The following is a 22861-nucleotide window of genomic DNA, read 5'->3' as shown; positions in this document are numbered from 1 at the left end:
AGCAGTGAAAATGACCCGCGAATAAACTCAAAAGCAACCACGCTTAAGTGCTGAGTGGTTGCGCGTTGAGATTGTGTAGGTAATCAACCTAATTCGTCATAGCTTACTGTCACTTTTAAGCATCAACAGAAGCATGATTGGCAAGATATATGGATGCGATAGCGTCGGGTAACATTGGCTTGTACAGATAAAACCCCTGAGCTAAATCGCATTTATAGGTCTTAATGTAATCCAGCATAAACTGGCCCTCTACCCCTTCTGCGATAACTTTTAAACCAAGATTATGACCAATATCGATAATGGTCTTGGCAATGGCTGCCGATGAACTGCTGCTCTCAACGTATTGTAAAAAAGCTTTATCAATTTTCAGATAATGCAACGGTAAAAACTGTAGGTAACTAAATGATGAATAACCTTTACCGAAATCATCAAGCGCGAAAGTAATGCCATACTGATTAAGCCTAAGCATAATGTCTTTGACATTGAATTTATCTTCCATAAAAATCGATTCCGTTAATTCAATAATCAGATATTTACCTTCTAATTGATGATGATTTAAGCAATCAATGAGGTGTGCAATGAGTGCTTCATTTTGAAACTCAATACAGCTTAAATTAATGGAAATAGCTAACTCAGTGATACCTGCATCTCGCCAGGTTGCTAACTGTAAACAGGCTTTAGAAATCACCACACAACCAATATCAATAATTAACCCAGTTTGCTCTGCGATTGTAATAAACACATCGGGTGGTACAACAGTGCCATCTTGCTGCGTCCAGCGGCATAGTGCCTCAACGCTGACAATCTTCATTGTGCGTAAATCAACTTTAGGTTGATACACTAAATGCAGGGCATTATCTTCAATGGCCTTACGCAGCTCTTGCTCAATAGCAAGTTGGGTTAAAGCTTCTTTCTCAAGCGCCTGACTGTAAAAATGGAAGCTATTTTTACCTAATGACTTTGACTCATACATGGCTAAATCCGCCTTGCGGATCAGTGCATTAGCATTGTCATCATCATTAGGAAACAGTGATATGCCGATACTCGATGTCACAACGAACTGACGCGAACCGATAGTAAAAGGCTGTTTAATCAGTGCTAACAAGTCTTGGCAGACCTGTTTTATGGTCATTTCTGACTCGATTTGTTCTAATACAATAATAAACTCATCACCGCCTTGGCGGGATAAAGTATCAAATTCACGCAAGCGTGTTTGCAGTCGTCTTACCACTTCTTTCAACAATAAATCACCAGCGTCATGACCTTCTGTATCATTAATCTTTTTAAAGTCATCTAAATCTAAAAATAATACCGCAAGCTTTTTATGTTCTCTTTTACTGGTGGCAATCGAATGACTAATTCTGTCCAATAACAATGCACGATTTGGTAACCCGGTAAGCGAATCATGAAAAGCATGATATTCAATTGTCGCCTCATACTGCTTTTGCGTTGTCACATCGCGAAAGCACCACACTCGACCATAAATTTGATCGTCTTGAATTTGTGGGAGAGACCTAAAGTCAAAGAAGCGTTTATCGAGCAACTCAATGGTGCCACTTAAGTATTGAAATGGGTCTCGGTTGAGATTATCAATAATCGACAACATATGATTTTTATCTTTGAAAATGCCAAGAAGATCCTCCCAATGTGACTCTAATGTAAAACCGAGTTCGTCAATAAAATCCTGCCCCATAGTATTAAATGACATCAGCTCGCCATTTAATCCATAGACAAATAAAATTTCACCGGTGGAATTAACAGTAGCATTTAATAAGCCAATAGAATGTTCAAGCTTGTCTTGAACCTGTTTCATCATGGCTAGCTGGTCTTTCAAGGTTTGGTTACGATCGTTTAACTCATTGGAAATAAGATATAAAGAACGCTCTAACATTTTTACGCTTTGATCATGTTGCGTATAAGCATCGGATATTGAATTCAAAAGAGCATCATTTTCTGAAATAAATAACTCGTCTCTTGGGTTACGCTTAAGCTGGCGTAATAGCAGTTTATGCATGGTTAATATCACTATTTCTCAGAAAGTAACGTCACAGCCATGGTCTGATTATGTAAACCACACCGACCAATAGATTGAATAGGCGATATTTCACCATACGAGTAAAAGCCTGAAATAGCGCATTTTGCTGGTAAGCCTTCTTTAATAATTTCTAATTCCTCTTCAACATGCTGCCCTAAAACCAATCTGCGACCGACACAACTGATTAATATGGCTAATTCTGGCGGCGTTCCTTTAAAACACGCTCCAGCTTGATCTGCCGCAAGTTGAGCACCATCGAGTAAGTCCTCATAATTAGAATGCATTAACTGGCAGGTTGCACCTTCGGGCATGTTACCAGCGAACAACATACTTTTTTGTAATTCATCAATTGATAATATGGTCCGAACTACATGTTCTTGCTCACCGTGTTGTTGTAACGCCAACGGGTATAACAAAGCAGATGCAGGTAAATCACTGGCAAACTCACCTAAAAATTCTTTATACAAATCTAATGCTGGTCGACCATCAAGTTCATAAAGTACATTATTTGTCGATTTAGTGATCAGGCGCTTAGGCCCAAATGGACGCCACCCACCTAAACTGCCACAACCAACAGATAACCGTTCACCATACAGTCCAACCAGCACAATCAGGCCACTTTCTATGCGTTTATTGTGCCATACCGTGGTTTGGCTAAAACGCTCACCATCGCCAGCTAAGCCACCCGTTGCTATGACGCCTTGAGGCAAGTATTGCTGTAAACCATCAACCAGTTCAGAACCATTCACTAAATGGCCATCAGAAATAACTAAAACATGTTTGAGTCCTTCAAGAGGTAATTGGCTTACCAACTGCTTTGCCAATTCAGCGCAATGCGCAAATTGATTTATCGAATGGCTGACGACGTGCACTTGGGTGTGCTCAAAATCAATCGCAGTAACACATATACTGTTGTCGTACAGACAATCATCTTGGATTTCACCACTAGTGCTGCAGCCGACTATCTGTGCATTTGGGAAAGCGCTTGATAGCTCATCATTGAGCTTATTGTCTAACATGAGCTCAGGCGAACCAAAGGCCAACACCAGATTGATGTCAGCATGTTGCGGCAAGGGAGTAACCCAGTGACTATCTTGATATACCGTTTGAAAAGTGTGCATTTAGTTGTCCCTCACTAAAAGGTTATCTCATATGTTGTAATTGAAATATTACCGCAAGCAATAATGATAAAGAATGGCTGAAGAGAATATTCAATGAGCATGTATTAGAGGAAACCTAGTTAATTATCATGTTTTTATCCGTATGACCACACAATATAAATACACCTTAATTAACAATTAAGGTACACTTTAATTACAAGGTGTCTTAAGATAAATAACCCGTTAGCGCAATCCAAATGCATACCCATTGATCATAACCTTGTATTGTTTCAGCATCCCCAAAATGGTTTGCGACTGAACTGATAATTCAATGAGATTAAGGATTAACAATTGCTTGCATCCATCAATGATCAAAGTAAAAGTAACGGTAACCTACTGCATGCTAGGGTGATTAAGTTATTTTCATTGGTAGGAGCCTCTATCACAGGCGGTATGTGCTTACTTAGCTTATTGGGTAACAACAACACCTTAACCCTCATCCTCCTTGTTGCCTGTACCACCTATCTAATCGCCTTGTTTTCGTTAAAAAAATTCAATATTAAAGTCAGTGCGATTATCATCATTTACTCACTGTATTTATTAATGTTCTACTTAGTCTTTAGTGGCGGAGTCGCACAAACGGGTCCTTTATGGATTTTTATTGTGGCACCCGTTTCAGTTTATGTTTTAGGCTTTCGTTTAGGCTTAATTAACCTGGCTATATTTCTCTGCATCGTCTGCATCATCATGTTTTTACCGCAGCATCTTGTTGCACATGAAGCTTATACCCCAGAATTTAAACTTCGCCTGATACTGTCATTTTTAACCATGACATTTTTATCTGCATTATACGAATATTCAAGCATGCAGTTTTACCGCAATGTGCTCGAATTAAGCGCCAAATACCAACAATTAGCCATGAGCGACCCGCTGACAAAACTCGCTAACAGACGCAATGCATCTGCGGTATTACAGCAAGAAAAAGCACGTATTGATCGTAATCATGAACCGCTCTCAGTATTGCTGTGCGATCTCGACCATTTTAAAAGCGTCAACGACAAATATGGCCATAACGCAGGTGATATGGTGCTAATGGAATTAGCCAAAGTATTTACGGACAATGTCAGGCAACAGGACTGCATTGCTCGTTGGGGCGGTGAAGAGTTTCTGGTGATATTGCCACAAACATCGGCAGAGCAAGCAGGTATCATCGCTGAAAAAATTCGCCTCAGTGTGCAAAACCACACCATCCACTTTCTCAAACATCAAATCCAGGTCACCATCAGTATCGGCATATCTCAGCTCACTGAAGATGAAACTATCGATGAACTGATCAACAATGCTGATAAGTGCCTCTATCAAGCGAAAACGCTAGGAAGAAATAGAGTCCATCCGTAACATGATAGCAATATAGCATCTAGGGTGTGACTGGTATCAATCTGAATAGCTTACTCGCGCAGTGAATTACCCGCGACTTCCCTTCACTCTGATCACGAGGCGTTTCTCGACAAATTAGATAAAAATAGCCCCGCAATGCGAGGCTATTTTACACTTACTTTTACTGCTGCTCTTTTGTCTCCGGGTAAAGACTATTCCACCACTCAGGCTCATCTTTTAACTTTAAGTCAAACCAGGCCATAGTAGTATTCCACCAGTCAAAACGTGCTTGGCGCGTATTGATGTGATGGTCTTGGCCATTAAACTCAACTAATTCAACTTCTTTGCCTAATAGTTTAAGTGCAGTGTACATATAATGGCTTTCACCCACTGGCACGTTAGTATCGGCATTGCCATGGATCAGCAATAGCGGCGTGGTGATCTTGTCGGCATGATATAACGGACTGTGCTCAACGTAGAGCTCAGGGTTATTCCACGGAAAACTACCACGGCTGGCGACACCAGAATAGCCATAACCCCACCAGCCATGTCCCCAATAAGATGATAAATTACTGATCCCAGCATGCGACATTGACGCGGCAAAAATATCCGTTTTGGTGGCTAAATACAGAGTCATAAAGCCACCGTACGATGCGCCCATATTCCCCACGCGTTTAGGGTCGACATAGCTATGCGCCTTTAAAAACGCTTTAGTGCCTTCAATAATGTCATCTGCGCTGTATTTGCCCCATGCATTCACATGACGGCCGCTGAATGCTTGACCATAACCGATGGCCCCATTAGGTTGCAGCACATACACCACATACCCTTCGGCCGCCCATAAATTAAATGGCCAACGCCCAGTAAAGTGGCGACCGACCGGAGAAGTCCCGCCATAGTAATACACTAATGCAGGATATTTTTTACTGGCATCAAAGTCTGCGGGTAAATACACTCGACCATCAATATTGTGACCATGCTGATTAGTGAAATCAAAATCTTCAATCTCGCCCAAACGGGTATTGGCATAGTTTAGCTGTTGACTATCAAACAACATCTGTTTGCGACTTGAGTTCAAGGTCATTTTATAGGCTTTTTGTGGCACGGTAGCAGACGTGCCTGCAACAACTATGGTTGGGCTTGATTGCTCAATGGCGACACTAAAGCTGTCGACCATATCCACGCCGCTATCTATTTTAGTAAAACGGCGGTTACTTTTATCAAATAGATACAGTGGTGCGCGATCGCCTTCGGTTACCGTCAATATCAGATCATCATTTTCAAGCTTAGTCATACTGCCAATCGCAGGATCAAAGTCTTTACTTAACGCACTGACATTACCGTTAGCATCACGCCAATATAATTGCCCATCATAATCATTCACTTCAATGCTGGGGTCTTGTATTCCTGTGCCGTCCATAAAACGCGGCCCAGCAGTGATATACATACCATCATCGGCATATATCGCACCGTTAAAGCTTCGGTATTCACCTATCACAGTTTCTGTTAAGTCATTTAAGCTCAACTCTATCAGTTGGGTTAATGAATGCGCAGGCTCAGAATAATCAACCGGAGATCGCGTCAGTAGCACAGTATTCTTATCAAGATTACTGTCAACTAAGTCTGTGCTGGTTGAGTTATCGGTTAACTGACGAATAAAACCGGAAGCCACATCTAATTGATATATTTGGCTATTATCACGCCAATAACTCCAGCGGTCTTCTAATGCACGAAAGCGTTTTGAGGTCGCTTTCTCATCGGCCTTAAACGGTTTTTGCCAACTAAATAACAGGCTGTCAGCGTACCACTGCAAACCCGACACATTATCAACATCAGTGGCGGCAACATTAATGGTTAAATCTGCCACATTGAGTAATTGAATTTGTTTATTGGCCACAAAGGCTAACTGTTTACTGTCGTTCGACCACACTGCGCTGCTTGGGCGATTATCTTGCCAGCGATACATCACACTGTTGTCCGATAATTTACGTAACTCGGTCACTTGAATAGCCGAGTCACCCTGGCTAGCTTGATATTCAATGGTCGATTGCAGTAGATACTTACCATTTGGGGATAAGGTTAAGCCACTGATAACTTTTGAGTCGAACAATTGCTGCGCAGACACCCGCTGTGATTTCTGGGCCGAAAAGTCGAGGGTATCAACCTCACTTTTGCCCTGCCAATCAAGGCTAAATGGCACATCTTGCATTTGGCCATCAGCCAACACCAGCAGCTGATAGTCAGCATTAGCCAGCTCAAGTTCGACTTTATCAGCAGATTTAAGCAACTGCCCATTCAAATACACTTGCGGATTTTCAAGCCCTTTGACGGTTAACGTACCTTGGGTAAATCGCTGAGTCGATAACGGCAACTTATAGGCTAACCAACCTTCTCCTTCAATCTTTGCAGAGGCTGCTTGCCAAGTGAGTTGTTGATTAAATACTTGAACCGTTTTTGCCTGGGTTTGTCCAGACTTAGCAACTAAGTTAGCGACTAGGTTAGCTCGCAGCGCATCTGCACGAGCACTTTTTGATAATGGCGTTGCCGACGGTTGATTAACTGGGCCTAAGCGTTGAATGTATTTGGCATCTATATCTGCCCCGTGAGCCATGCCAGATAGAGCAATGGCTAAACTGGTTAATACCAGAGTAAAAGCTTTCATGAAGAGTCCTTGTTATCGTTTCCATTGTTAATTGTTAGTATTTTTATTTGCCACAGTGTGACAAAAATGGCTAATAAATGCATCTAGTTTTGTCACCCGCTATCTAGCTTCTAAGCAGACAAAAGACCTAACATCTAAACAGTCAGTAGCCCTAGCGTCTAAGGCCAGCATTACTGCTATTTAGAAAGTGGACTGAGCTTGTCGTCGCCTAAGGTACTCGCTTCATAGATAACCAGCAGCTAGCAAAACAACGGGTCGGCTGCTAAGTTAACAATGACTCACTTAGCATTAAAGGACTAACATGCAGATCATTCACCACGGAGCGGTAAACGGCGTAACAGGATCATGTCACCAACTGGATGTGAATCACCACAGCAAGCATATCAGCAGCTATCTTATCGATTGTGGTTTATTTCAAGGGGCAGAAACCGCCGGGCAAAGTTCAGCAGAACAGCTACAAATCACTTTTGATATCAACAATATCAAAGCGCTGATTATTACTCATTGCCATATCGACCACGTCGGGCGTATTCCTTACTTACTCGCAGCAGGATTTAACCAACCGATTTATGCCACAACAGCAACTGCGGCATTATTACCTTTGGTCATAGAAGATGCTTTAAAAGTCGGCGTCACTCGCGATACCACACTTATACAAGCTTGTATTAATAGACTCAACAAACTGCTTGTTGCAGTAGATTACGGTCAGTGGATAGCATTACCAATAAACCATGAGATATCATCACCTTCAAGATCGACGTCAACAACCGCAGTTACCAATACATTAGAAAACCCACCAAGGTACACCAAAGCCAAACTTAAATTTAAACCCGCAGGACATATACTCGGCTCAGCTTATGTGGAAATAGACTTAAGTGGCCCCAAGGCCAGCTCGACATCTAACGCTAAAACCAGTGCAAAGACAAGCCATAGAGTGGTGTTTTCCGGTGACTTAGGCGCTAGCTATGCACCATTACTTGCTAGCCCCAAAAGCCCATACAGAGCAGATACCTTGGTGATTGAATCGACCTATGGAGATAAAAATCATCAAGGCCGTAAAGATCGTAGCAAGCAGCTTAAAAACATTATTGAAAAAGCCGTAAAAGATAATGGCGTTGTGCTCATTCCCGCCTTCAGCATCGGCAGAACTCAAGAGTTACTCTACGAATTTGAACACATCATTTATCGCAATAAAAACAACTCGACATGGCAAGACATCGACATTATCGTCGACTCACCTATGGCGGCTAACTTTACCCAAAAGTATCGTCAATTCAAAATGCTATGGGATAACGAAGCCAAACGAAAACTAGCTCAAGGACGCCATCCACTCGACTTTAATCAGCTAACGACTATCGACAGCCATCAAGACCATCTCGCGGTGATCAATTATTTAGATTCAGTCAATAAACCCACCATTATCATCGCGGCATCAGGCATGTGCACAGGAGGACGGATCAGCAACTACCTCGCCCGCTTTTTATCAAAACCAACCACAGATGTTCTGTTTGTCGGCTATCAAGCTAAAGGCACCACAGGCCGAGACATACAAACCTACGGCCCACAAGGCGGATACGTTTATATCAACGAACTAAAAATTGATATTAAAGCCACTATTCACACCATCAGTGGTTACTCCGCCCACGCCGACCAACACAACCTCATCAATTTCGTCAAACGCATGCATCACAAACCCAGCCACATCAGAATCGTCCACGGCGACGAAGAAGCCAAACAGGCACTAGCACAGGAATATAGAAAACTCATACCCACGGCAGATATTGTTATCGGTAAGGAATAATAAAGCCTAGAGCGCTGCTAGATGCGACAAAATCTTAGCAACAGCCTAGAGCGCTGCGCTGCTAGTACGCTACGCGGCTAGATTCTATAAAAGCAAATCGCACAGCGAAGCTGTCCCTAGCAGGACGAAGTCCGTTCTAGAAGCGAAGCGCACTATCCGCATAGCGACCTAGAATCTTAGCAGCGAAGCGACACGAAAATAATGGAGAAAATATGAGGTTTGAAAAGGTTGATAATTGGCGCTTCGAAGATCAGATAACTCGTTCAGGCTTATCTGCTCGATGAAAATATTATCGGTAAAAGTACATAAGCAAGGGTTGAACGATGCTATGCATTAGAGAGGTAAACCAGATGGATAGTGGCTATAGCGAAGAAGATATTAAAAAGCAGAGTAACAAAGCCAATATACAGTTGATATAAATAGCCAGAGGTTAGTTTGTAACATTAGTGACTGAGTGAATAATCATGCTAATGGCTCAGTTAACAGCTCTTTTAAACATGGTAAACCAATAAAGGCTGCTAAATGTTATAAACACTGTGCGTGCTTGAGCAATATACTTTGATGAGCATCTTTATTTGATAATAAAGGTGGCTTATCTAACGGCCATTTAATGCCAATAGCGGGATCATTCCAGGCAATACTCACTTCAGATTCAGGGCAATAGTAATCAGTACATTTATAAATAAATTCAGCCTGGTCGCTTGTGACATAAAAACCATGCGCAAAGCCTTCAGGGATCCACAATTGACGTTTATTGGCGGCAGACAAATAAACACCGCTCCATTGACCAAAGGTAGGTGAGCCTTTACGAATATCGACGCTCACATCAAACACTTCACCGCTCACGACACGTACCAGTTTTGCTTGAGTGTGTTTTGTTTGATAATGTAAACCGCGTAATATTCCCTTGTTTGACTTTGAATGGTTATCCTGGACAAAAATGGTAGGCTTGCCTGTCACGAGTTGTTCAAACTGTTGCTGACTCCAAGTCTCCATAAAAAAACCACGATCATCACCAAACACTGTTGGCTCTATTATCTTCACATCTGGAATTTTTGTAGGAATGACTTTCATCGTGAATACTCTTCAATTCTGACTAACGCTGCTTGCCAATCACTTTGAACGATACCAAACTCTTGCTTAATTTTATGACAATTTAACCGTGAGTTTGCCGGGCGCTTTGCGGGGGTTGGATAATCTGGAGTTGTTATCGGGTTAACTTGAATTGATTGCTTCAACACACCTTGCGCTAACGCCAGTTCGAATATCTTTTCAGCAAAAGCATGCCAGCTTACATAAGGAAAACCTGAATAATGATATAGCCCATAAGCTTGATTACCATCAGCCAGCTGTTTCGAGATTGTCACTATCGCTTTAGCAATATCACCGGCATAGGTTGGGCCACCAAACTGATCAGCTACAACATCTAAGGTATCTGTGGTTTTAGTAAGGCGCAGCATGGTGTTGACAAAATTATGGCCTTGCTCAGAAAATGCCCACCCGGTCCTTAATATAATATGCCGCGAATACGCTCGTTCAACGGCTTGTTCACCAGCGAGTTTACTTCGGCCATACTCACTTTGAGGTTCGGTGTTATCAGACTCAACATACGCGGCAAGACTATCGCCAGCAAAAACATAATCGGTCGAAATATGAATAATAGTGGCATTGATATTATTCGCGGCAACGGCAAGGTTATAGGGGCCATCACGATTAATAGCATAAGCCAACTCGCGCTCTTGTTCGGCTTTATCAACCGCAGTATAGGCAGCAGCATTGATAATGATATTCGGAATGAACTCAGCAACAACCTTATTGACATTAATAGAGTCTGTAATATCAAGCTGATCACGATCTAATGCCAACAAGGTGATATCAGGCATAGTGCTAAGTTGCTCAACTAAGCACCTAGCAATTTGGCCATTTTTACCTGTGACCAATATTCTCATGCTTAAGCCTCGTTAATTAAACGATCTAAATATTGACCATAATGATTATTCATTATCGGTACCGCTATTTCAGTAAGTTGCTCTGAGCTTAACCAACCATTACGCCAAGCTATTTCTTCTAAACAAGCAATTTTTAGCCCTTGCACATTCTCAATGGTCTGCACAAAAGAAGAGGCCTCGTGTAAACTTTCATGGGTGCCAGTATCTAACCAAGCAAAGCCACGGCCAAGTAACTCAACATTCAAATTACCTTGATTTAAATACATTTCGTTTAGCGTCGTTATTTCTAACTCTCCACGGAGTGATGGCTTAACTTGCTTTGCCATATCAACAACCTTGTTATCATAGAAATATAAGCCTGTAACAGCATAATTTGATTTAGGCTTGGTAGGTTTTTCCTCAATCGATATGGCTTTCATATTTTCATCAAATTCAACTACACCAAATCTTTCTGGATCTTTGACTTGATAGCCAAAAATAGTTGCTCCGTGTGTTTTATTAGCTGCACTCTTAAGTGTTTTACTAAAGGATTGACCATAGAAAATATTATCACCCAAGACTAAACAAACACTGTCTTTACCGATAAATGCTTCACCGATCAAAAATGCTTGAGCGAGTCCATCTGGTGAAGGTTGCACTGCATATGTTAGTTTGATACCAAAATCAGCACCATCACCGAGTAAACGTTTGAAATTTTCGCTGTCTTCTGGCGTGGTAATTATCAATATGTCGCTTATTCCTGCAAGCATTAATGTTGACAAGGGATAATAGATCATGGGTTTATCGTAAACAGGCAATAACTGTTTTGATACACTTCGCGTAAGTGGGTATAAACGACTCCCAGAACCGCCCGCTAAAATAATTCCTTTCATAAATGTCCTGTTCTCGGTTCTCGGTTCTCGGTTCTCGGTTCTCGGTTCTCGGTTCTAGCAAAAAAGTTAAAAAATACATCAAGCATCTATGCATAAACGTTCGTGTTGGTATGAACCATCCTGTACATGTTGGCACCAAGCTGGGTTTATTAAATACCACTCAATGGTTTTACGTAAGCCTGTCTCAAATGTTTCTTGTGGTTGCCAGTTGAGTTCATTGCTCATTTTACTTGCATCAATGGCATAACGACGGTCATGACCAGGACGGTCTGTCACATAAGTGATTTGCTCAGCGTATAAAGTGCCTTTAGGCACTAGGATGTCTAAAATACTGCAAATAGCCTTTACCACTTCAATATTTCGTTTTTCATTGTGACCACCTATATTATAGGTTTCACCTACTTTTCCTGCAGTGAGTACTTTGTAGAGTGCCCGAGCATGGTCTTCGACAAACAACCAATCACGAATTTGATCACCTTTACCATAAATGGGCAATAATTTACCGTCTAACGCATTCATAATAACTAATGGGATCAACTTCTCTGGAAACTGGTATGGACCATAGTTGTTAGAGCAGTTAGTCACAACGGTTGGTAATCCGTACGTACGTAACCACGATCTAACTAGGTGATCACTTGATGCTTTAGATGCTGAATAAGGGCTACTTGGCGCATAAGCAGTGCCTTCCGTAAATAAAGGTAACTCTTGATTTATCGCTAGGCCTTCTTGCTCATCCGGGTGAGGTAAATCGCCGTATACTTCATCTGTAGAGATATGATGAAAGCGAAATGCTTTCTTGGCATCGACTGATAAGGAATTCCAATATTCTCTCGTCGCTTCAAGAAGTGTATATGTACCCACAATGTTGGTTTGAATAAAGTCTGTTGGTCCGGTAATTGACCGATCAACGTGAGACTCTGCCGCTAAGTGCATCACTGCATCAGGTTTGTGTTGTGTAAACACTCTATCTAATTCTGCACGGTCACAAATATCGACTTGTTCGAACACATATCGATCACTTGACGCTATATTCGCTAACGATTCAAGATTACCAGCATAGGTCAATTTATCAACATTAATGACGCTATCTTGAGTGTTATTGATGATATGGCGTACTAATGCTGAGCCAATAAAACCTGCACCACCGGTGACTAAAATATTCATTTTTATACTTGTGTTTCCAAAGTATCTGAAATTGTCTAAAAGTAGGTTCTACTTAGATTTAATCATCAATAACAGCGACTATTACTTTCAATCTAATGACGCATCTTAAATAATTTCACTCAACTTTTAGGCAGCTTTATCTTCACTGTATCGAGTAAGTATTAAATTTACTGCTTTGATAAACCTCAACATAGCAGTTAGATAAATTTAGGTTCGCCACGTTTAGACTGTGGCGAACAAGCTAGTCTTCAGGTCATTACCTAAACGTTATGCCCGAACTGCTTTTGCTATATGTTCAGCTTGGGCTTGCGACATTTCAATATCGGTTGATTCAACCATTACGCGGATAAGAGGCTCGGTACCCGACTTTCTCAGTAGCACACGGCCGTTATCAGCGAGTACGGCTTCGGCTTCTATCAAAGCTTGCTTTACGGCTGCTGACGCTAAGATTTCATCAGCATTGTTAGCGGTTAAGCGGACATTAAGCAGTACTTGCGGTAACTTTTTCATACCCGATACTATCTCAGCTAATGACTGGCCAGATTGTAATACCGCTTGTAATACTAATAATGACGCCACAACAGCATCACCAGTAGAGGCATGGTCAAGGTGCAAAATATGACCAGAACCTTCGCCACCAATGCGCCAGCCAGTGGCTGTTAATTGCTCAACCACATAACGGTCGCCCACTTTGGCACGCTTAAATGGAATATCCATTTCTTTTAACGCGATCTCGAGACCAAGGTTTGACATTAATGTGCCAACAATACCGCCACTTAATGTGCCTTGCTGCTTGGCTGTTTTAGCCAGAATATATAAAATTTGGTCACCATCCACTACGTGGCCATTATGGTCAACAAACATCACTCGGTCAGCATCACCGTCCATCGCAATACCTAAGTCAGCTTCGTGCACCATGACTGCAGTTTGCAAGCTGTCTAAATGTGTCGCGCCGCAATGGTCGTTAATATTGGTGCCATTAGGTTTGTCATTAATACTAATGACTTCAGCACCTAACTCACGGTATACATTGGGTGCAATATGATAAGCAGCGCCATTGGCACTATCGACGACAATTTTAAGGCCAGCTAAAGTTAAGTCTTTAGCAAAAACACCTTTGCAAAACTCAATATAACGACCAGCAGCATCAGTAATACGGCGTACTTTACCTAACAATTCAGATGAAACACATTCCATCGCATTATGATTAAGGGCTTGATCTAACAATGCTTCAATTTCAAGCTCTTGCTCGTCATTAAGCTTAGTGCCAGAATTTGAGAAAAACTTAATGCCATTATCATAAAAAGGATTATGGGATGCACTGATCACTACCCCGGCATCTGCTCGAAAGGTTGACGCTAAATATGCCACTGCAGGCGTAGGCATAGGGCCAATTAAAGCTACATTCACACCAGCAGCAGACAAACCAGCCTCAATAGCAGACTCCAACATATAACCACTGCTACGAGTATCTTTACCAATCAATACTTCCTGGGTGCCGGTGGATGCTAATACTTTACCGGCAGCCCAACCTAACTTCATAGCAAAATCAGGCGTAATAGGAAATGTCCCCACCTTTCCACGGACACCATCGGTGCCAAAATACTTACGAGACATAAAAACTCCAATATAAAAAATTTAAGTACCTAGTCTTGCTAGGTTCTAGGAATTCGCAGGCTCGCCAGAGAGCGGAGAGCGTCCTGCTAGGATCGCTTCGCTTCTAGGGACAGCTTCGCTGCTAACATTGAGTCACAGTACGACTAGTCTGTTGATTGTATAGCATCTAACAACCGCAGGTGCCCTATTCCTAACATCTAGCAGTGTAGCGTCCTAGCAGGCGCTCTAGGCTTTTAGCCAATTCCAAAAAGCAAAAAACCAACTAAACGATAGTTGGTTTAAAAGCACATGATAATTAAGTGTTACTGTTCAAGCAGAATCTTTTCAACGCTTTTTTTGAAATCTGCACCCAATTTAGCATCGCGCAGTCCATACTCAACAAAAGCGTTCATGTATCCCAGTTTATCGCCACAATCATGCGATTTACCAGTCATGTTAAAGGCTTCAACGGTATCTTGTTCAATCAGCATATCAATCGCGTCAGTTAGCTGAATCTCGTCTCCTGCACCAGCAGGTGTTTTAGCCAGTAATCGCCAGATCTTTTCTGATAATACATAACGGCCAACAACAGCTAGATTAGACGGGGCTTCACCAACAGCAGGTTTTTCAACCATCCTCTTGATTTTAGCAGAATCACCAGGAGTTATCTCAACACCATTACAATCGGCTATGCCGTATTTATTGACGTCAGATTCAGGTACAGGAGCCACCATAATTTGGCTAGCAAATGTAGCTTTGTAACGCGCTATCATTGCGGCTAGGTTTTCAGTTTTTTGATTAGCAGTATATTCATCTAACACAACATCAGGAAGCACAACCGCAAATGGGTTATTACCGATACAAGGGTAAGCACATAATACCGCATGACCTAAGCCTTTGGCTTCGCCTTGACGCACATGCATAATGGTCACATCTTTAGGACAAATCGCTTGGACCTCTTCAAGAAGCTGACGTTTTACGCGTTTTTCTAAAGTTGATTCAAGCTCATAGGATTTATCAAAGTGGTTTTCAATCGCATTTTTACTGGCATGAGTGACGAGCACAATTTCTTTAACACCGGCAGCCACACACTCATTGACGATATATTGAATTAATGGTTTATCAACTAAAGGCAACATCTCTTTCGGAATGGCTTTGGTTGCCGGTAACATTCGCGTACCTAAACCCGCTACAGGAATAACAACTTTCATAATAATACTCACCTATTTAATTTGATAAAAGTTTTTAAACCAACAAACAAACTCAGCAACTCCCTCTTTAACCCCTACTTTTGGTTTATAACCAGTTGCAGTAAATAAATTTTCAACTTCAGCGTAGGTTTGATATACATCACCGGGTTGCATTTCCCTAAAGTTTTTCTTTGCTTCAATACCTAATTCATCTTCAATAGCTTCTACAAAACCCATCAAATTGATTGGTGAACCATGCCCTATATTATATATAGCATAGGGAGCTGAACTCGTAGCCGGGGAACCTCTCTCAACTGTCCACGAATTATCTCTACTTGGAATGACATCAGCAATTCGTATTACCCCCTCAACAATATCAACTACATGAGTAAAATCACGCCACATATCACCATTATTATTGATATCTATGGTTTCACTATTTAAAATCTTTTTAGTGAAAATATAAGGAGCCATATCGGGGCGGCCCCAACTGCCATAAACGGTAAAAAAACGAAGTCCAGTGGTTGGAATATTATAAAGGTGAGAATAACTATGGGCCATTAACTCGTTAGACTTTTTCGTAGCAGCATAAAGTGAAACTGGATGATCAACACTATCTTCTGTGGAAAATGGCGTCTTAGCATTTAAACCGTATACTGAACTAGAGGAAGCATATACGAGGTGCTTTACATTGGTGTTACGGCATCCTTCTAATATGTTTAAATGACCTACTAAATTAGAATCTACATAAGCATGTGGATTTTCAATAGAATAACGAACACCAGCTTGAGCCGCTAAATGAATGACGCGGTCGAATTGCTCAATTTCAAATAGAGAACTAACTGCATCGCGGTCAGATATATCCATAACTTTTAATTGAAAATTGTCATGTTCTATACGCTTTAATCGAGCATGCTTTAAATTAACATCATAGTAATCATTTAAGTTATCTATACCAACAACCTGGTGTCCTAAATAAGTTAATTTTTCTGCGACAGCACTGCCGATAAAACCAGCAGCACCAGTAACTAAGTATTTCATAAAAATCTCAATATATTAATAAAAGCAATTAACTCTTAATCAGAACCAAATATATCACGAGTGTAGACTTTATCTACTACATCACGGATTTCATTAACCATACGGTTAGATACAATCACATCACAGCTTGCTTTAAACTCAGTTAGATCTTTAATTACTCTAGAGTGAAAAAACTCATCTTCATCAAATACAGGCTCATAGACAACGACTTCAACGCCTTTTGCCTTAATTCGTTTCATAATTCCTTGAATACTAGAGGCTCTAAAGTTATCAGAACCAGTCTTCATAATTAAACGGTATATACCAACACGCTTAGGATTACGTTTTAAAATTGAATCAGCTATAAAGTCTTTTCGAGTAGAGTTAGCGTCAACAATTGCTCCTATAATACTGTTCGGCACATCAGCATAGTTAGCACGTAATTGCTTAGTATCTTTTGGTAAACAATACCCTCCATAGCCAAAAGAAGGGTTATTATAGTGGTTACCAATACGAGGGTCTAAACTCACACCTTCGATAATTTGCTTTGCATCTAAACCATGAGACTCGGCATATGTATCAAGCTCGTTAAAATACGCCACGCGCATAGCAAGGTAAGTATTTGAGAATAATTTAACCGCTTCAGCTTCGGTTGAATCAGTAAACAACACATCAATATCTTTTTTAATTGCACCTTGCACTAATAAATCAGCAAAAATTTTAGCTCGATGAGAACGTTCACCGACAATAATACGCGACGGATACAAGTTGTCGTGTAGTGCCTTACCTTCACGTAAAAACTCAGGCGAAAAGATGATATTGTCGGTATTAAACTTCTCACGTACACTTTTGGTGTAGCCAACGGGTACAGTAGACTTAATCACCATCACCGCATTCGGGTTAATGGTTATGACATCTTTAATGACCGCCTCTACAGAGTCTGTATTAAAATAATTAGTTTGTGCGTCATAATCGGTTGGCGTCGCAATAATAACAAAATCAGCATTTATATAAGCAATTACTATGTCCAGCGTAGCAGTAAAATTCAAAGATTTTTTTGTTAAAAAATCGGATATTTCAGTATCTATTATTGGAGATTGGTTACTATTCAACAACTCTATTTTTTCACTTACAATATCAATTGCAACAACTTCATGATGTTGAGCAAGAAGCATTGAATTTGATAAACCTACATAACCTGTACCAGCAACTGCAATTTTCATTATTACATCTCTTCTAACGAGTAATTATTTAGGCTTTACTGCATCACCTGAACCACTACCGGTGACGGTCATGATGATATATTTAAAATAATTATTAAAGTTAAAGTTATCAATCATCTCCTTATCAGTTTTTGCAAGTAAAGCAGGCGTTGACATATCAATGTTCTGGACTTGAGCTAAACCAGTCATACCTGGTAATTCACTATAGATCCCTAGACTATCTCTTTCATAAATCAATTCGAATTGGTTAGGCAAATTAGGACGTGGACCGACTAAACTCATATCACCACATAACACATTAAATAACTGTGGTAATTCATCTATTTTGGTTTTTCGCAATAAAAAACCCAACTTGGTTATATTTTCGTCACTAACAAAATGACTAGCAGTACTTACTGTATCTATTTTCATTGTTCGAAACTTTATCAATTTAAACACACGCTTATTTCGTCCAACACGGTCCTGAATAAAAATAGGTGAACCTGTATCAAAAAAACAAAATATTATTACTGCTGTCAATAATGGAGATATGAAGACTATAGCAAAAAAAGCTATAATAAAATCAAAAAACCTAGACATTTTCCTAATATCATGAAAAACCAAGAAAGTACCTACTTCAAAGATATAAAGACTGTGCAAATTAACATATAAAATTACAATGCAAAAAAAGATCAAAAAATTTAACTAAGACTAAAGCAACCAATCAGATATTATAAAAATATATAAACCAAAGGGAAACATTCAGCAGATAGATAACATTTAGACTACTACCCTTAAAGTAGAACCTTTTCAAAAAACTGACATTAAGATTAATTTAAAATAAATATATTAAAACCATTTAACTCACGTTAATATCAAAAAAAAACACTAAACGCATCGAATACAAAAATAAATGTTTCAAAAAACCACATTCACCTCGCATTGAAGGTCATAAATCATCCTCTTGATGAAACATAGAAAAATCTATTTAAATAAAACCTATTAGAATAACATCTATTTTAGATTTTATAGATTTTTTAAGAAAATTAGATGTAAAATTCACAAAAAAAATCATTATGAAAAATATCCGTACTGAATAAGTAAAATATTACATCGACTTAATGGATGTTAATAATCTCTATGTACTTGCTAAGTATAACATTCTCTTCTAATAAATTTGCGTGAGCAATATCATATTCAAGTGAAACCCATTTCCCGTTCAGCACTGAGTATTTAAAATCTAATTTAGCCAAACCAAAACCAATATAATCACGCTTTGAAATAATTATATTCATTTTTGATACAATAGCATCTACAAGTGTATGGGGGACACCTTCTCCATAACCATAAGGTTGAAAAAAATAAGAACTTGACTTAAATATGTCATCCTGTGGGATAAAACCTAATCCAATTACTTGGGTAGATGAATCAAATATACTTGATACAGAAAAATCATCACAACCAATGACTTGGAACCTTACTTTGTCAGAAACAGTCCCTGCATAATCTATTATAGCCTTTGAAATAATCGGCAATTTATCGTTTCTAGAAACCACTATAATATCAAGACTAGAACAACCTACTTCTCTTATAGAACCACCAGACCCTGGTACCCAATATATAGAGCTACTTGAAAATTTACGATAATACCTGAAATCGTAATAATTTTGAAAAATTATCCTTTTTTTCCAATTTATTCTAAATAGAATCAATAAAAAAAATCTGAAGGACTTGCGCCCTCGATGCCTACCCATTCCATTAACTAGAACAACTCCATATTTCCAGAAGAACAAGAGTGAAAAAACATTAGATTTCATATTAGATGAAAATACTTTTTTACTTTTCCACATCTGATAAATTAGTACAAAAAAATTTTTCCATCCATCGAACAAACCTATCGATATGCATTGAAGCCCTTTTTCTTCTAACTTAAGCATTAAACGCTTCCGGTACCTTAAGTTATACAATGACTTATCATTTAAAAACAACATATTAAAATCCGATTATAATAAAAAATACATAACGAAATGCTACATATATTCAGCTATACTTAAAAACGATAATCGTAAGAATTCTTTCAACACTAAGTGTGTTAACAAAATGTTTAATTAGGTAATATTAATTTCTTTGGCTTCTCTTTTCTGATAGAAGATAACATTATCACCTACATCTTTAGTTACTATAGATCCTGCCCCTATAACACTATTAGAGCCTATATTGACTCCTTTAAGAATTATAACATTACTACCGATCCAAGTATTTATTCCAATAGAAATTGGTTCAACTTTGAATTTACTGGGAGATACACCGTTGTCAAAAGAAAACTCATGATCATGATCATAAACTTTCACATTTTCACCAAATAGACATCCATCACCAATGGAAATCCGCCCCCTGCAATTTAAAGAACAATTCCTATTAAAAAAAACTTTATCACCGATTGTTAGAACACCACCTTGTACATTCAAAAATGAATAACGTCTAGCATGAACTGTTCCAACAAAGTTAACAACACCTTCACGCTCGACAATTATTTCACCATCAACAAATACCTTAAGACTGTTTAACTTGAGACTTCTGCCATATAATAATTTATTATAAAACAACAATGCCAACATCTTTAAAATCAATAAAAATTTCTTAATGAACATTTAGTTTACCAACCTTAATATTTGATCTTTATATAGGGCATAATCAAATACCCGCAAGGCTGTAGTTTTAGACTTACTGGACATGTTGTTGTAGTTAAAATTATCGGATTGCAATATTTTTAATAATTTAGCATGTAAATCTTCACTCTTTACACCTTCAAATATGAAACCATTTACACTATCATTAATAATACTACCCAAATCTCCAGTGTTATTTGTAATTACGGGCGTACCACAAGACATACTTTCAACAACTTTGGTAGAAAAACCAGCTTTTGAAATAATATTATCAGGCCTTAATAGAATAGAAAAATGGGAATTTGATACTAATGCTATAGAATCATGATAATCTAACTGACCATAGAAAAAAATATTACTTGAATTTTCCCCATGAACTCCGGCTATATGTAATTCAAAACTAGGTAATACTTTTACAATATCTACAATCTCTTTCAATTTGTCTTTATGACCTGGATTTCCAGTATAAACTAACTTAATTGTTTTTTTAATGTCATAAACAAATGATTCACTCTTTGATGGCATGTCAGCTACTGATAAAGTGGGAGGAATACGCGAAACTATTGTTTTCTTAAAGTAATATGACTCAAGATAAGTACTAATGCAAATAACAGCATCACATCTTGGAATTAAAAATCTCATTGCATACTCTATATTCCAATAATATGGTTTTAAATAACCAAGCATACTAGCTGGCGCATACCATTCAACACAATCAAAAATCAATTTTATTTTGTGTTTCTTACAATATGGAAGCAACCTCAATAAGTAAGGGGAATAGCCACTATATAGAATAATTGCATCAGGCTTTAACTTTAGATTATCAATGTACTTAATTGAACCACTACCTATTGTAAAATATTTGTAAATTTTCTTGAAAATATTATCTTCTTTTTTTGGCCTCTCTCCTACACTAGTCACATTAACGCCAAATTGGTAATTATCTCCAATAGTACTTTTACCATCGATTACATGAACGTTAACGCCATTGTCTTTAAGTGCGTAAATATTCCCCAAAATTCTTCTAGCAGCTGCACCACCATTGGGGAAATTAAAAGGACCAATATAAAAAACGTTAATACTCATATCGTTTCCATACAACTCGTTTAACATAATCGGTATAAGAATGAATAATTCTAACTATTTTATCCGACACATTCGGCATACTGTAATCTGAAACAAGACGTAAAAGGCGTTCATCTCCCTTTGATTGCGATTCTAGTATTTGAAGTGCTTGCATTACACGATCAACGTTAAAACCTACCATCATAACAGAAGTTTCTTCCATACCCTCAGGTCGCTCGTGAGTCTCACGTATATTCAATGCTGGAAAATTCATAATCGAAGATTCTTCATTAATAGTGCCACTGTCAGAAAGCACGGCTTTTGCATTTTTTTGCAGATGATTATAATCATGAAAACCAAGTGGCTTTAATAACTGAATATTCTGATGAAACTCAATTCCTTGCGCTTCAATTCGTTTACGAGTTCGAGGATGAGTTGATACAATAACAGGAAGATTATAGTGTTCAGCAACAGTATTTAGTGTTTTTGCTAATTTTGCTAATTGTTTAACAGAATCAACATTTTCTTCACGATGGGCACTAACAACAAAAAATTGACCTTTTTGTAAATTCAAACGAATAAGTACATCTGAATTATCTATTTGAGGCATATAGTAATTCAACACTTCAAACATCGGGCTACCTGTTTTTATAATACGATCAGCAGGCAATCCTTCAGCTAGTAAATAATCTCGAGCAATCGTGCTGTAGGTTAGATTTATATCCGCAGTGTGATCTACTATTCGACGGTTAGTCTCTTCTGGTACACGTAGATCAAAGCAACGATTACCTGCTTCCATATGGAAAATGGGAACTTTGCGGCGTTTAGCTGGTATTACAGAAAGACAAGAATTTGTATCCCCCAAGACTAACATAGCCTCGGGTTTAGCTTCCTCGAGTACTTGGTCAACTTTAATAATCACTTGTCCAATGGTTTCTGCAGCATTCTTACCAGCTGCATTTAAAAAATAATCTGGTTTACGAACACCAAGATCATCAAAAAATACCTGGTTGAGTTCGAAATCATAATTTTGACCAGTATGTACTAAAATATGGTCACAGTGCTCGTCTAATTTAGCTAATACACGGGACAAACGAATAATCTCAGGACGTGTACCAACCACTGACATCACTTTTAATTTTTTCATTTTACTATCTCT

18 protein-coding genes are annotated in these 22861 nt (G+C 39.0%); 2 read left to right on the top strand and 16 right to left on the bottom strand.

The window, feature by feature from the left end; genetic code table 11:
* Positions 1-115 precede the first annotated feature (115 nt).
* Positions 116-2014, bottom strand: coding sequence for a putative bifunctional diguanylate cyclase/phosphodiesterase (locus ACED29_RS09535; RefSeq protein WP_371697553.1), 1899 nt, complete (start codon positions 2012-2014; stop codon positions 116-118).
* Between the two features lie 11 nt (positions 2015-2025).
* Positions 2026-3156 (bottom strand): FIST signal transduction protein, encoded by a 1131-nt coding sequence (locus ACED29_RS09530; RefSeq protein WP_371697552.1) that lies wholly within the window; start codon positions 3154-3156, stop codon positions 2026-2028.
* Positions 3157-3486: 330 nt separating this feature from the next.
* On the opposite strand from ACED29_RS09530, the gene ACED29_RS09525 reads away from it, so the two are divergent.
* On the top strand, positions 3487-4533 hold the full coding sequence (locus tag ACED29_RS09525) for a diguanylate cyclase (protein WP_182698136.1): 1047 nt from the start codon (positions 3487-3489) through the stop codon (positions 4531-4533).
* A 160-nt stretch (positions 4534-4693) separates the two neighbouring features.
* On the opposite strand, the gene ACED29_RS09520 is transcribed toward ACED29_RS09525, so the two are convergent.
* Positions 4694-7174: a prolyl oligopeptidase family serine peptidase gene (locus tag ACED29_RS09520; RefSeq protein ID WP_371697551.1), complete on the bottom strand. Its 2481-nt coding sequence runs from the start codon at positions 7172-7174 to the stop codon at positions 4694-4696.
* Between the two features lie 301 nt (positions 7175-7475).
* Between ACED29_RS09520 and ACED29_RS09515 the strand changes: the two genes are divergently transcribed.
* Positions 7476-8975 (top strand): MBL fold metallo-hydrolase RNA specificity domain-containing protein, encoded by a 1500-nt coding sequence (locus tag ACED29_RS09515; protein ID WP_371697550.1) that lies wholly within the window; start codon positions 7476-7478, stop codon positions 8973-8975.
* A gap of 525 nt (positions 8976-9500) precedes the next feature.
* Here the strand turns inward: ACED29_RS09515 and rfbC are convergent.
* The 13 genes from rfbC to wecB form a co-directional block, all read right to left on the bottom strand.
* Entirely contained in the window at positions 9501-10049 is a 549-nt protein-coding gene (rfbC, locus tag ACED29_RS09510) for a dTDP-4-dehydrorhamnose 3,5-epimerase (RefSeq protein ID WP_182754521.1), read from the bottom strand.
* Positions 10046-10924: a dTDP-4-dehydrorhamnose reductase gene (rfbD, locus tag ACED29_RS09505; protein ID WP_371697549.1), complete on the bottom strand. Its 879-nt coding sequence runs from the start codon at positions 10922-10924 to the stop codon at positions 10046-10048. Before rfbD ends, rfbC begins: the two co-directional genes overlap by 4 nt.
* Positions 10925-10926: 2 nt before the next feature.
* Positions 10927-11796 (bottom strand): glucose-1-phosphate thymidylyltransferase RfbA, encoded by an 870-nt coding sequence (rfbA, locus tag ACED29_RS09500; protein ID WP_371697548.1) that lies wholly within the window; start codon positions 11794-11796, stop codon positions 10927-10929.
* Between the two features lie 78 nt (positions 11797-11874).
* The gene (gene rfbB, locus ACED29_RS09495; protein ID WP_371697547.1) at positions 11875-12960 is read right to left on the bottom strand and encodes a dTDP-glucose 4,6-dehydratase; all 1086 of its coding nucleotides are present in this window, start codon (positions 12958-12960) and stop codon (positions 11875-11877) included.
* Positions 12961-13227: 267 nt separating this feature from the next.
* The gene (glmM, locus tag ACED29_RS09490) at positions 13228-14577 is read right to left on the bottom strand and encodes a phosphoglucosamine mutase (protein WP_371697546.1); all 1350 of its coding nucleotides are present in this window, start codon (positions 14575-14577) and stop codon (positions 13228-13230) included.
* Between the two features lie 302 nt (positions 14578-14879).
* Positions 14880-15767, bottom strand: coding sequence for a UTP--glucose-1-phosphate uridylyltransferase GalU (gene galU / locus ACED29_RS09485; protein ID WP_371697545.1), 888 nt, complete (start codon positions 15765-15767; stop codon positions 14880-14882).
* A gap of 12 nt (positions 15768-15779) precedes the next feature.
* Entirely contained in the window at positions 15780-16787 is a 1008-nt protein-coding gene (locus ACED29_RS09480; protein ID WP_371697544.1) for an NAD-dependent epimerase, read from the bottom strand.
* 35 nt (positions 16788-16822) lie between these two features.
* Positions 16823-17989, bottom strand: coding sequence for a nucleotide sugar dehydrogenase (locus ACED29_RS09475; RefSeq protein ID WP_371697543.1), 1167 nt, complete (start codon positions 17987-17989; stop codon positions 16823-16825).
* A 24-nt stretch (positions 17990-18013) separates the two neighbouring features.
* On the bottom strand, positions 18014-18568 hold the full coding sequence (locus ACED29_RS09470; RefSeq protein ID WP_371697569.1) for a sugar transferase: 555 nt from the start codon (positions 18566-18568) through the stop codon (positions 18014-18016).
* 518 nt (positions 18569-19086) lie between these two features.
* Positions 19087-19905: a hypothetical protein gene (locus ACED29_RS09465; protein ID WP_371697542.1), complete on the bottom strand. Its 819-nt coding sequence runs from the start codon at positions 19903-19905 to the stop codon at positions 19087-19089.
* Positions 19906-20076: 171 nt separating this feature from the next.
* Positions 20077-20619, bottom strand: a complete 543-nt coding sequence (locus ACED29_RS09460) for an acyltransferase (RefSeq protein ID WP_371697541.1) — start codon at positions 20617-20619, stop codon at positions 20077-20079.
* A complete protein-coding gene (locus ACED29_RS09455) occupies positions 20620-21723 on the bottom strand; it encodes a glycosyltransferase (RefSeq protein WP_371697540.1) in 1104 nt (367 codons plus the stop codon).
* Complete coding sequence (wecB, locus tag ACED29_RS09450) at positions 21713-22849, bottom strand: non-hydrolyzing UDP-N-acetylglucosamine 2-epimerase (RefSeq protein ID WP_371697539.1); 1137 nt, start codon at positions 22847-22849, stop codon at positions 21713-21715. Before wecB ends, ACED29_RS09455 begins: the two co-directional genes overlap by 11 nt.
* Positions 22850-22861 lie beyond the last annotated feature (12 nt).

The organism is Shewanella sp. 5S214 (genome assembly GCF_041439795.1).
GTDB classification, from domain to species: Bacteria; Pseudomonadota; Gammaproteobacteria; order Enterobacterales; family Shewanellaceae; genus Shewanella; species Shewanella vesiculosa.
Note: the sequence above shows the minus strand (reverse complement) of the source record. Positions and strands in the feature narration are given on the sequence as shown.